10 protein-coding genes are annotated in these 11,051 nt (G+C 66.4%); 5 read left to right on the forward strand and 5 right to left on the reverse strand.

Going from position 1 to position 11,051, the window contains the following annotated elements; translation table 11 throughout:
* The first annotated feature begins 13 nt into the window (after positions 1-13).
* Positions 14-757, forward strand: a complete 744-nt coding sequence (locus tag QTH87_RS22155; RefSeq protein ID WP_286612231.1) for an SDR family oxidoreductase — start codon at positions 14-16, stop codon at positions 755-757.
* A gap of 15 nt (positions 758-772) precedes the next feature.
* Here QTH87_RS22155 and QTH87_RS22160 read toward each other — a convergent pair whose 3' ends face one another.
* Genes QTH87_RS22160 through QTH87_RS22180 form a run of 5 tightly spaced genes read right to left on the reverse strand, consistent with a single transcriptional unit; the run spans position 773 to position 6,023 of the window.
* Entirely contained in the window at positions 773-1,759 is a 987-nt protein-coding gene (locus QTH87_RS22160) for a Bug family tripartite tricarboxylate transporter substrate binding protein (RefSeq protein ID WP_286612232.1), read from the reverse strand.
* Positions 1,760-1,807: 48 nt separating this feature from the next.
* Positions 1,808-2,944: an acyl-CoA dehydrogenase family protein gene (locus QTH87_RS22165; protein ID WP_286612233.1), complete on the reverse strand. Its 1,137-nt coding sequence runs from the start codon at positions 2,942-2,944 to the stop codon at positions 1,808-1,810.
* Positions 2,945-2,965: 21 nt separating this feature from the next.
* A complete protein-coding gene (locus QTH87_RS22170) occupies positions 2,966-4,123 on the reverse strand; it encodes a CaiB/BaiF CoA transferase family protein (RefSeq protein ID WP_286612234.1) in 1,158 nt (385 codons plus the stop codon).
* Positions 4,120-5,295: an NADH:flavin oxidoreductase/NADH oxidase gene (locus QTH87_RS22175; protein WP_286612235.1), complete on the reverse strand. Its 1,176-nt coding sequence runs from the start codon at positions 5,293-5,295 to the stop codon at positions 4,120-4,122. Before QTH87_RS22175 ends, QTH87_RS22170 begins: the two co-directional genes overlap by 4 nt.
* Complete coding sequence (locus QTH87_RS22180; RefSeq protein ID WP_286612236.1) at positions 5,292-6,023, reverse strand: SDR family oxidoreductase; 732 nt, start codon at positions 6,021-6,023, stop codon at positions 5,292-5,294. Before QTH87_RS22180 ends, QTH87_RS22175 begins: the two co-directional genes overlap by 4 nt.
* Positions 6,024-6,054: 31 nt before the next feature.
* Here QTH87_RS22180 and QTH87_RS22185 point away from each other — a divergent pair, with 31 nt between their 5' ends.
* From QTH87_RS22185 to QTH87_RS22200, 4 genes are read left to right on the forward strand one after another with little or no spacing between them, the layout of a single operon-like run.
* On the forward strand, positions 6,055-7,947 hold the full coding sequence (locus QTH87_RS22185; RefSeq protein ID WP_286612237.1) for an FAD-dependent oxidoreductase: 1,893 nt from the start codon (positions 6,055-6,057) through the stop codon (positions 7,945-7,947).
* Position 7,948: 1 nt separating this feature from the next.
* The gene (locus tag QTH87_RS22190) at positions 7,949-9,013 is read left to right on the forward strand and encodes a cupin domain-containing protein (RefSeq protein ID WP_286612238.1); all 1,065 of its coding nucleotides are present in this window, start codon (positions 7,949-7,951) and stop codon (positions 9,011-9,013) included.
* Entirely contained in the window at positions 9,010-9,891 is an 882-nt protein-coding gene (locus QTH87_RS22195) for a fumarylacetoacetate hydrolase family protein (protein ID WP_286612239.1), read from the forward strand. Before QTH87_RS22190 ends, QTH87_RS22195 begins: the two co-directional genes overlap by 4 nt.
* 13 nt (positions 9,892-9,904) lie before the next feature.
* Positions 9,905-11,041, forward strand: coding sequence for a 2-methylaconitate cis-trans isomerase PrpF family protein (locus tag QTH87_RS22200; RefSeq protein ID WP_286612240.1), 1,137 nt, complete (start codon positions 9,905-9,907; stop codon positions 11,039-11,041).
* Positions 11,042-11,051: the final 10 nt, after the last annotated feature.

The following is an 11,051-nucleotide window of genomic DNA, read 5'->3' on the forward strand; positions in this document are numbered from 1 at the left end:
TGGACCCCGGCGCGTGTCCGTGGTCACCGGCGCAGGTGCCGGCATCGGCGCGGCCTGCGCACTCGCGCTCGCCGAGTCGGGGCTGCACGTGGTCTGCGTGGACAGAAATGCCCTCGCCCTGGATCACGTCCTGGCGGAAGTGCAGCGCCAGGGTGGATCGGCGCAGGCCGAATGCGTCGACCTGTCCGACCTCGCCGCGGCGCAGGTATTGATCCACGGGATCGGGGCGAGCTTCGGCCGTCTCGACGTGCTGGTGAACAATGCCGCCATCCATCCCAAGCAGGATGGCCGCAAGCATCGCCTCGACGAGCTCGATGTCGCGCAGTGGCAGGCAGTGCTCGAGGTGAACCTGACCGCGCCCTTCGTGCTGTGCCAGGCCGCGGTGCCGCTGATGGCACGCCATGCGTGGGGACGGATCGTCAACATCGTTTCCAGGGCAGGCCGGACCTATTCACCGCAGGCGGGTGCGCACTATGCCGCGTCCAAGGCCGGGCTCATCGGATTCACGCGCATCCTGGCGGGAGAGGTCGGACCGATGGGGATCACGGCCAACTGCATCGCACCCGGTCGCATCGACACGCCGCTCGCAGGTGAAGGCGGGCCGGCGGCCAACGCCGGCTACGCGGCGCAGACACCGGTGGGACGCGTCGGCACGCCGCGGGAGATCGGCGCAGCGGTCCGCTTCCTGGCCGGCGAAGAGTCCGGCTTCACCACCGGCGCCACGCTGGATGTCAACGGTGGCGCCTTCATGGGCTGAGGACGCGCAGCGCGGTCAATTGAGCTTGATGCCGGAGTCCTGCGCGAGCTTGCTCCACTTCGGAATCTCCGACAGGATGAAGCTGTGGAACTCCTTCGAAGTACCGGTCGAGACGAATCCACCCATCGAAGCTATCTTGGCCTTCATCTCGGGACTGTTCATGATCTTCACGGTCGCGGCGTTGAGCCGCTCGGTGACGGCTGCGGGCAGGCCTGCCGGCGCGATCAGTCCATACCAGGCCGTGATCTCGTAGCCCGGCAGCCCGGCCTCTTGCATGGTCGGGACATCGGGAAACAGCGGCACGCGCTGGGCCGACGTCACTGCCAATGCGCGCAGCTTGCCGGCCTTGATCTGCTCAGCGGTGGTACCCAGGCTCAGGAACGCCATCGGGATCTGGCCGCCCAGCACGTCGACCAGCGCGGGCCCGTCACCCTTGTAGGGCACGGCGTTGGTCTTGACGCCGGCGATGGTGTTGAGCAGCTCTCCCGAGAAATTGGAACTGCTGCCCGGGCCGCCGGTGCCATAGGCCATCTCGCCGGGCTTGGCGCGGATGAGCTTGAGCATCTCGGCCAGGTTCTTGGCCGGAAAGTCGGCTCGAACGACCAGGGCATTCGGCGCCTGGAAAAGCAGGCTGACTGCCGTGAAGTCCTTGACCGGGTCGTACGGCAGCTTGCCCATGAGTTGCAGGTTCGCGGCCAGCGGGCCGTTCACCCCGATGCCGACGGTGTAGCCATCCGGCGCCGCCTTGGCGACCGCGTCGGTGCCGATGTTGCCGCCTGCGCCGGGCTTGTTCTCGACCACCACGGGCTGCCCGAGCGCGGCGCCGAGGTCCTGGCCGAACACGCGCGCGAAGCCGTCCGTGGGCCCTCCGGGGACGAAGGGAACGATCAGCCGGATCGGCTTGCTCGGGAAGCCCTGCGCCAGCGCAGGCGCGAGCAGTCCTCCGACAGACAAGGCGGCCAGTGCCCGGACGGCCATGCGGCGATTCAGATTCGATTTCATAAAGTCTTCCTTTGATCTTCTGTTGAGTCTTGGCGGCAGCAGGTCTGTTCAGCGAAGCAGGTGCTTGGCGATCATGTTGCGGTGAATCTCGGACGCGCCCTCGAAGATGCGCAACACGCGCACATCCCGGTAGACGCGCTCCACCACGGTTCCGCGGCAGTAGCCCGAGCCGCCGTGCAACTGCACGGCGCGATCGGCCGTGCGGCCCGCGGCTTCGGTGCACATCACCTTCACCATCGACGAGCGAAGGCGTACATCCTCGCCGCGCGAAAGGCGCCACACGGCTTCAAACAACACCTGGCGCGCGCCATGCTGGTCCATCGCCATGTCGGCCAGCATGTGCTGCACGGCCTGGTGGCTCGCGAGCGCGGCGCCGAAGGTCTTGCGCTGCTTGGCGTACTCGAGCGTCGTGTCCAGCGCGATGTCGCCACAGCCGACCGCCTGGCAGCCGACGTTGAGCCTGGCCTCGTTGAGACCCTCGAGCGCATAGAAGAATCCGCGCCCCTCCTCACCGACCAGGGCATCCGCGGGGATCTCGCAGTTGTTGAAGTTGAGTTCGAACAGGCCGTCTTCCATCCAGCCCGTGGTGGGCATTGCCGGACTTAGCGTCAGGCCCGGCGTGCGCGCATCGACCAGCAGCGCAGTGATGCCTTCGCGGCCCTTGCTGCGATCCGTGTAGGCGAACACCAGGATGACGTCGGCCTTGTTGGCATTCGAGATGAACGTCTTCGTGCCGTTGAGCATGTAGACGCTGCCCTTCTTCACCGCCGTGGTGCGCATCGCGAGGACATCGGAACCGCAGTCCGGCTCGGTGACGGCAAAGGAGATCTTTCGCGTGCCGTTCGCCATATGGGGCAGGTTCGCCCGCTTCTGCGCTTGCGTGCCATGGTTGACCAGCGCATGCGTCACGGGGCCGACCGCCGAGCGGATCAACGGCCAGAACTGGGGCGGCAGGCGCGACAGCTCGACGTGCACCGCCGCGGCGGCCAGCTTGTCGGTCTCGAGGCCGCCATAGGCCTCGGGGATCGTCATCCCGTAATAGCCCATCTTGCGCAGCGTCTCCTGCACCACTTCCGGTACCGTGTCGGTGCGATGGTATTCGGGCTCGTACTGCAGCAGGTCGTCGACGACCTCGCGTGTGGCGCGGCGAAAGGCTTCCGCTTCTGCGGGCAGGTCCAGATCCATGGGAGTCTCCTTTTCGTTGGTTCAGATGGTCGCGGCGTGCGCGAGCATCGCGCGCAGCGCATGCGTGTGCTCGCCCAGGTCGGGCGCGCGTGGGGATTCGGGAAGATGGCTGGCCGACAGCGTGAACGGCAGGCCGGAAGCGAGCAGTGAACCGGAGCCGTCCTCGACCTGGCGAATGCCGCCGCGCCGCGTCATCTGCGGATCGCGCAGCATCTCTGCCAGCGGCACGTAGCGGGACGCCGGCACCCCGGCCGCCTCGAGTTGCGCCTGGCAGTCGGCGGCCAGGCGTTCGCAGGTCCAGGCCGCCATCGCGTCGAGCAGGGACTGCCAGTGCTCCGCCCGGGCCACGGGCTCGCGAAAGCGCGGGTCCACCAGCCACTCCGGACGATCCATCGCCCTGGACATCGCCACGAAATTGGCCTGACTCAACGGTGCGACGACGACGAAGCCGTCCTGCGTCGGCAGCGGCTTGTAGAGGTTGCGAGAGTGTTCCCCCGGGAACTGCAGGCACTGCATCTCGAATGGCATCAGGCTCATCAGGGCATCCATCAGCGCCAGGTCGATGTGCTGGCCGGCACCCGTGCGCAACCGGTGAAGCAGCGCCGTCTGGATCGCGAAGCCGGCGAAGGTGGCGGCCAGCACATCGGCGATCTGGATACCGCAATTGGCGGGCTGGGTCTGGACATCCTGCAACTCGAGTATCGCCAGGTCGAGCCCGCTGGCCGCATGCACGATCGGCGCGTAGGCGGCGCGCTCCGAGCCCTCTCCGCTTTGTCCGTAGCCCGAGATCGAGCAGTAGACGAGCGCCGGGTTGGCGTCGCGCACCGAAGCGTAGTCCAACCCGAAGCGTTGCATGACACCGGGGCGATAGTTCTCGAGCAGCACGTCCGACTGAGCCATCAGGTCGCGCGCGACCTCGGCATCCTCGGCCTTTTTGAGATCGAGAACCACGCTTTTCTTTCCCGCATTGAGATGCGCGAAGTAGGCGCTCCGGCCCTCGCGCAACGGCACCCGCGAACGCATGAAGTCGCCTTCGGGCGGTTCGATCTTCCATACCTCCGCGCCCATGTCCGCCATCCATCGCGAACAGTAGGGGCCGGCCATCATGGTGCTGAAGTCGGCGACGCGAACGCCCTTGAGCGGCGCGTCGGTCGAATGAAGGGAGGAGGTCTGGATCATGGGTTCTCGTTCACGATTCGTTCGGATGCAGGCGAGACCTTGCGACGGGCAAGCCACCAGCTGTATTCCAGTGGCAGGTGCTCGAAGGTGGATTCGACGCCGAGCGTGCGCGCTGCATGCGCCGCCCAGAAGGGGTCGTAGAGCATCTCGCGTCCGATCGCCACCATGTCCGCACGGCCCTCTGCGATCACCTCCTGCGCCTGCACCGCATCGAGGATCAAGCCGACCGCGAGCGTCGGCATGTCGGCTTCTCGCCGGATGTACTCGGCAAACGGAACCTGGAAGCCCGCGGGTCTTTCCGCGCCTCCGGCCGTCGCCGTCCTGCCGCTGATTCCGCCGGCGGAGCAGTCGATCGCATCGACGCCCACGGCCGCCAAGCGACGCGCGAGAGACACGGAATCGTCGAGGGTCCAGCCTGCGTCGTCCTGCGACGCGATGCGATAGAAGAGCGCCTTGTCGGCCGGCCAGTGGCGACGCACTTCGTCGACGACCTCCAGCACGAAGCGCATCCGCTTCTCGGCGCTTCCGCCCCAGCGATCGGTGCGCTGGTTCGATGCCGGCGACAAGAACTGGTGCAGCAGATAGCCGTGCGCCCCGTGCAACTCGATCACCTGAAATCCGGCCTCGTCCGCGCGCCGGGCTGCCTGGCCGAAGGCGGCGATCGCCTCGCGAACCTGCGCCTCGCTCATGGCCTCGGGAACGGGCCAGCCTTCCATGAAGGGGATCGCGCTCGGGCCCAGCACGGGCCAATGTTCGCGTCCTTCCACCGGGCGGCTGCGGTCCAGCGGGCCGAAGCCCTCCCATGGGCGCGAGGTTCCAGCCTTGCGCCCCGCGTGATTGAGTTGCACGCCGGCCACCGCACCCTGCGAACGTACGAAGCGCGCGATCCGCGCCAGCGCAGGCACCTGCGCGTCATCCCAGAGACCCATGTCGCCGACTGTGCCCAGCCCGCGACTGTCGACCTTGATGGCCTCGGTAAACACCAGTCCGGCGCCACCCAGGGCGAACTTTCCGAAATGCGCAAGGTGCCAGTCGTTGGCGACGCCGTCTTGCGCACGGTAGGTCGCCATCGGCGATACGACCACGCGGTTGCGCAGCGTCACTCCCCGCACGCACAGAGGGGAGAAGAGATGCGGCACCGGGCCCGCTTCGTCACGTCGCCCGTCACTCATGGCATGAAGGTTCCGCCGTTGACATCGATCAGCGCACCGGTCAGGTAGGCCGCGCCTTCGCCCGCCAGGAACGACACCGTGTGGCCGATCTCTTCTGGCGCACCAATGCGGCCGACCGGGATGGTGGCGTTGAGTCCGGCCTGGCGTTGCGCGCTGCCCTGCTGCGTGAGCGGCGACGAGATGCGTCCTGGCGCCACGCAATTGACCGTGATGCCCTGGCCCGCGAACTCGCTGGCCAGCATCCGCGACAGACCGATAATTCCGGCCTTGGTGGCCGCGTAGTGGGCACCGGCAGTGGCGACCGGCGCACGTCCTGCACGCGACGAGATGTTGACGACGCGGCCCCAGCGACGCGCCTGCATCGCCGGCAGCGCCTCGCGACACAGCACGAACACCGCGGTCAGGTTCACCGACATCACTTCCTGCCACTGCGCGGTCGATATCTCGGCGACGCTGTTTCTTTCACCTGCGTTCTTGGGATGAATCGCAGCGTTGTTGACCAGGATATCGAGGCGGTCATGGCGCCTCTGCGTGCTCGCGATCAGCGCACGCACGGCCTGTTCGTTCGTGATGTCGATCTCGGCGCCTTCCACTTCCAGGCCTTCCGACGACATCGATCGGACGGCCTCATGCAGCTGCGGCGCTCGGTCGACCGCGATGACCCTGGCGCCGCGCTCGGCGAGCACCCGCGCGATCCCCAGGCCGATGCCGCCCGCCGCACCGGTCACGACTGCAACCCTCCCGGCGTGGGGGAATCGGATGTCCACTGGCAAGTCTGTCTCCGGCATTCCGGCCTTTCCTTCTTCTGTGAGCCGAAGCGATGCTAGGCAAGGGCCAGGTGAAAGGCAGCGGCACGCGGCGGAAATTCCGCGTAGCGGAAATGACCCGGATATTGCCGGGTTCGACTTTGGCATCGGACCAAATGGTCATACCATCCTGGTCCTACCATTTATAACGATCAGGAGACTTCGAATGGGATCCAGGACTTCCGTTCTGATTGCTGGCGGCGGCCCGGTCGGCTTGGCGCTGGCCGGCGATCTTGGTTGGCGCGGCATCGATTGCCGCCTCGCCGAACGCAGCGATGGATCGATCAGCCAGCCCAAGATGGACATGGTGGGCATTCGCTCCATGGAGTTCTGTCGCCGTTGGGGGATCGTTCCGTGGGTCGAGGCCGCAGGCTACAACCGCGACTACCCGCAGGACTGCGCCTGGGTGACCGACCTCAACGGCTACGAGTTCGGACGTGAGCCCTTCGCCTCGCCAAGCCGCGAGAAGCCGCCAGTGCACAGCCCGCAGAAGCGGGAACGCTGCCCGCAGAACTTCTTCGATCCGGTCCTCAAGCGCTTCGCCTCGGGTTTTCCCGAGGTCCACTTGAGCTTCGACACCGAACTGCTCGGATTCGACGACAAGGGCGACTGCGTGGAGGCAAGACTGCGCGACACCATGACCGGACAGACCGAGACCGTGATCTGCGACTACCTGGTCGGCTGCGATGGCGGCGCCAGTGCGGTGCGCCACGCACTCGGCATCGAGATGGAAGGCGAGCCGGTCCTCACCTACACGACCAACGTGGTCTTCCGCTGCGAGGGCCTGGAAGAGCTCCATACGAAGCAGCCGGGCTATCGCTTCATCTTCATCGGCCCCGAAGGCACCTGGGCCACGCTCGTGGCGATCAACGGACGCGACCAATGGCGCTTCTCGTTGGTCGGAGACGACCAGAAGCGCGCGCTCAGCGAGGACGAAGCGCGCGCCGCGATCGTGCGCGCCATGGGCAAGCCCTTCGATTTCGAGATCCTGTCGATGCTGCCGTGGGTACGGCGGCAGCTGGTGGCCAGGGAATATGGTCGCGGACGGGTCTTCATCGCAGGCGACGCGGCGCACCTCACCTCGCCGACCGGCGGCTTCGGAATGAACACCGGACTGCTCGACGTCGTCAACCTGTCGTGGAAGCTTGCCGCCATGGTGCAGGGCTGGGGCGGTCCCCGACTGCTCGAAAGCTACGAGACCGAGCAGCATCCGGTGGCAGTGCGCAACGTCGGGGAAGCGGGGGAGAACCTGCGCCGAATGCTGTCCCCTCGCATCCTCAAGCCCGATCCGGCCGTCTTCGACCGGGATTCGCCCGACATCGAGGCGGCGCGCCGCGAGTACGGCCAGCGCTACACGGACATGATGCGGCGCGAGTGGTACTCGATCGGGATTCACCTCGGCTATGTCTACGAGGGCTCGCCGGTCATCGTTCCGGACGGCACTCCGGCGCCGGTCCAGGAGGTTTCCTCCTACACGCCGAGTGCGCGACCGGGCTCCCGCGCGCCGCATGCGTGGCTGGCCGATGGTCGCTCGACACTCGACCTGTTCGGAAAGGCGTTCGTCCTGATGCGCTTCGGCAGTGACGCGCCGGATGTGCACCCGCTGCCGAGCGCCGCAGCCGCGGTCGGCGTGCCGCTGTCGATCGAGACCATCGACGACCCCGCGGCCGCGGCCCTGTACGGCCGTCGACTGGTGCTGGTGCGTCCGGATGGCCAGGTAGCCTGGCGCGCAGACCGGCTGCCCGCAGATTGCGCCGCCTTGGTCGATCGGATTCGCGGCGCCGCATTCGCCACAGATGACATGCGCATGCAGCACGATGCGTCGTCGACGACAACGGAGGCCTGAGATGGCGCAGACAGCACCCATGGAGGACCAGGCAGCGCGCCTGGCGTTGCGGGAGGATCTGGCCCGATTCGATTGCAGGATCGCGCAACCCGACGATCCGCCGCTGTTCACCAGGTCGCCGAACTCGGCCAGCCAGACCACGCTGTGGCGCTGGAAGGATCTCGAGCCGCTGCTCGAACGCCTCGGCGAGCAATTGACACTGGACGCCGGCGGTCAGCGCCGGACCCTGCGCCTGCAGAATCCCGGACTTCCCTTCGGCACCACGACGACCTTCTGGGGATCGATCCAGGTCATCCTGCCGGGAGAGATTGCCGGCGCGCATCGGCACACGGCCAATGCCTTCCGATTCATCCTGAAGGGAAGTGGCGCCACCACCACGGTGAACGGCGAGCGCTACACGATGAACGAGGGCGATCTCGTGCTCACACCGGGAATGACCTGGCATGACCACGAGTACCACGGCGAGACCCCCATGATCTGGCTCGACGTGCTCGACATCTCGCTCATGCGATCGATGCATGCCACGTTTTTCGAGCCTGGCGAGAAGATCCAGCAGGAGGTGTCTGCGGTGCCCGACGCCTCCTGGCGCAAGTGGGGCAGCGGACTCATGAGCCCTCCGGGCCAGGCGCCGCGCACGGCCGACAATCCGCTCCTGGTCTATCCGCACGAGGTCGCGCAAGCGGCGCTTCAGGCGGCCGCGGGCCTGCCGCCCGACCCATTCGACGACGTCGTCCTCGAGTACCGAAACCCCCTGACCGGCGGGCCTGCCATGCGGACCATGGGCATGCGGCTGCAGACGCTCAGGCCGGGCATGCGAGGGCGCGCGCGCCGCCACACCGGAAGCAAGCTCTACTACGTCGTGCGCGGCGAAGGAGCGACCATCGTCGAAGGTCGGACCTACGAATGGAGCACCGGCGACTTCCTCACGATTCAGCCCTGGGCCTGGCACGAACACCTGAACCGCTCCAGCACCGGGGAGGCCACGCTCTTTCAGGTCAACGACTTCCCGGCGATGAGCGTGCTGGGCTACTACTTCGAAGAAGAACGCGCAGAGGCTGCATCGTGAAGATTGCAACATTCAATGACCATCGCGTCGGTGTCGTCCAAGGTGACCAGATATGGGACGTCACCTTCCTGCTGCCCGCGGCACTGGACCAGCTTCCGCAGCAACGGATGAACTGGTTGATCGCCCATTGGGCTCAGATGGGGCCTCGGCTTGCGGATGCACGCACACAATGCCTGCCCTTGGCATCGGTCGCTCTGCTTGCGCCCAATCCGGCTCCCCCCCACGTGTTCGCAGCACCCGCGAACTATCGCAAGCACATCGGCGAGCTCGGCTCGCGAGCGGTGACCAAGGGTGGACGCACGGCGCGGGAGCAAGGCTTCTTCCTGATGGCACCAGGCTCCATCTCGGGCCCGGGCAGTCCGATCCGCGTGCCCCGCGATTCGGTTCGTCGCTTCGACCACGAATCGGAACTCGCCGTGATCATCGGTCGCGCCGGACGCAACATTCCCCGCGAGGAGGCGATGTCGTACGTGTTCGGGTATTCGTGCCTGATCGACGCCACGATGCGCATAGAGAAGGACAGCCACGAGGAAGAGCGCTCGATGCGCAAGTCCTTCGAGACCTTCACCCCGATCGGACCGTACATCGTGACCGCAGACGAAGTGCCCGACCCGGGAAGGCTTCGCAATCGACTCTGGGTGAACGGACAGCTGAAGCAGGATGCGAACACCGGAGAAATGATCGTCGGTGTCGCCGAGCTCATCGAACTGGTGTCGTCGGTGCTGCCGATACAGCCCGGGGACATCATCGCTTCGGGCACGCCCGAAGGGGTCGGCCCCTTCGGCCCCGGCGACGAACTGCGCATCGAGATCGAATCGGTCGGGACCATGAGCCTGTCTGTGCAGGAATGCGACGCACGCTCGCCGCGTCCGTTCTGAATCGGTCCGAGAGATGAGAAGCGCCTATCCAGCGGCCTTCATCCGCGGCGGAAGCAGCAAGGCGCTGGTCTTCCACCGACGCGACCTTCCGGTCGAGCAGGCGAAGTGGGACGCGATCTTTCTGGCGGCCATGGGCAGCCCGGATCCCCACGGCCGCCAACTCGACGGCATGGGCGGCGGTGTTTCATCACTGTCGAAGGTGTGCGTAGTGGGTCCGCCAAGTCGCCCCGATGCGGATGTCGACTACACCTTTGCACAGGTTCAGGTGCATGACGCCAAGGTCGACTACAGCGGCAACTGCGGCAATATGTCATCCGCCATCGGCCCCTTCGCAGTGGACGAGGGATTGGTGCAGGCCAGCACACAAGGCGATGCCGTCGTGCGCATCCACAACACGAACACGCGCAAGGTGATCCTAGCGACCTTCGCAGTCCACGGAGGTCGCAGCGTGCGAGAGGGGCAACTTTCCATTCCTGGCGTGTCGGGTACCGGTGCCCCCGTTCGATTGGACTTCCTGGACCCCGGAGGCGCGTCAACCGGCAGACTGCTGCCAACGGGCGCATCGACCCATAGTCTCGAGCTGCCCGGCCGCAGGCGGATTCTGGTTTCCCTCGTCGATGCGGCGAATGCATGCGTTTTCGTCAAGGCCACGGACATTGGTTTGTCCGGCGCCGAAAGTCCCGATGAATTGGCGATGCGCCCCGAGACGTTGAAGACCTTGCAGGACATCCGGTTGCGAAGCTCCGTGGCCATGGGCATCGCTCCCACGGTTGCGGCAGCAGCCGACGTCCGCATGATTCCTCTCATCGCTGTCGTGAGCGCGCCGCAGGAGACGCTGGCGCTGGGCGGACATCGGATCGCCGCCGGCGAGGCCGACCTGGTGATCCGCATGATCTCCAACGGCCAGCCCCATCGCGCCTTGCCACTGACGGGAGCGCTGTGTACCGCCGTCGCGATGCAGATCGACGGCAGCGTCCCGTCGACGCTGGCAGCGCCGGGCCGGGTGACCTCCGCGCTGCGCATCGCCATGCCTTCGGGCGTGCTGACGGTGGCAGCCGACGTCCGGCACGGCGAGGACGGCTGGCGAGCCGACTACGGTTCCTTCTATCGCACCACCCGACGTCTGTTCGACGGCCTGGTTCATATCTGAGCTTATGGAG

It is taken from the genome of Variovorax jilinensis (genome assembly GCF_030316885.1).
GTDB classification, from domain to species: Bacteria; Pseudomonadota; Gammaproteobacteria; order Burkholderiales; family Burkholderiaceae_C; genus Variovorax; species Variovorax jilinensis.

Excerpts from the sequence above, each read along its gene's own strand:
- QTH87_RS22170 (WP_286612234.1), bottom strand. The coding sequence starts at position 4,123 with ATGATCCAGACCTCCTCCCTTCATTCGACCGACGCGCCGCTCAAGGGC.
- QTH87_RS22190 (WP_286612238.1), top strand. The coding sequence starts at position 7,949 with ATGGCGCAGACAGCACCCATGGAGGACCAGGCAGCGCGCCTGGCGTTG.
- QTH87_RS22165 (WP_286612233.1), bottom strand. The coding sequence starts at position 2,944 with ATGGATCTGGACCTGCCCGCAGAAGCGGAAGCCTTTCGCCGCGCCACA.
- QTH87_RS22175 (WP_286612235.1), bottom strand. The coding sequence starts at position 5,295 with ATGAGTGACGGGCGACGTGACGAAGCGGGCCCGGTGCCGCATCTCTTC.
- QTH87_RS22200 (WP_286612240.1), top strand. The coding sequence starts at position 9,905 with ATGAGAAGCGCCTATCCAGCGGCCTTCATCCGCGGCGGAAGCAGCAAG.
- QTH87_RS22160 (WP_286612232.1), bottom strand. The coding sequence starts at position 1,759 with ATGAAATCGAATCTGAATCGCCGCATGGCCGTCCGGGCACTGGCCGCC.
- QTH87_RS22185 (WP_286612237.1), top strand. The coding sequence starts at position 6,055 with ATGTCCACTGGCAAGTCTGTCTCCGGCATTCCGGCCTTTCCTTCTTCT.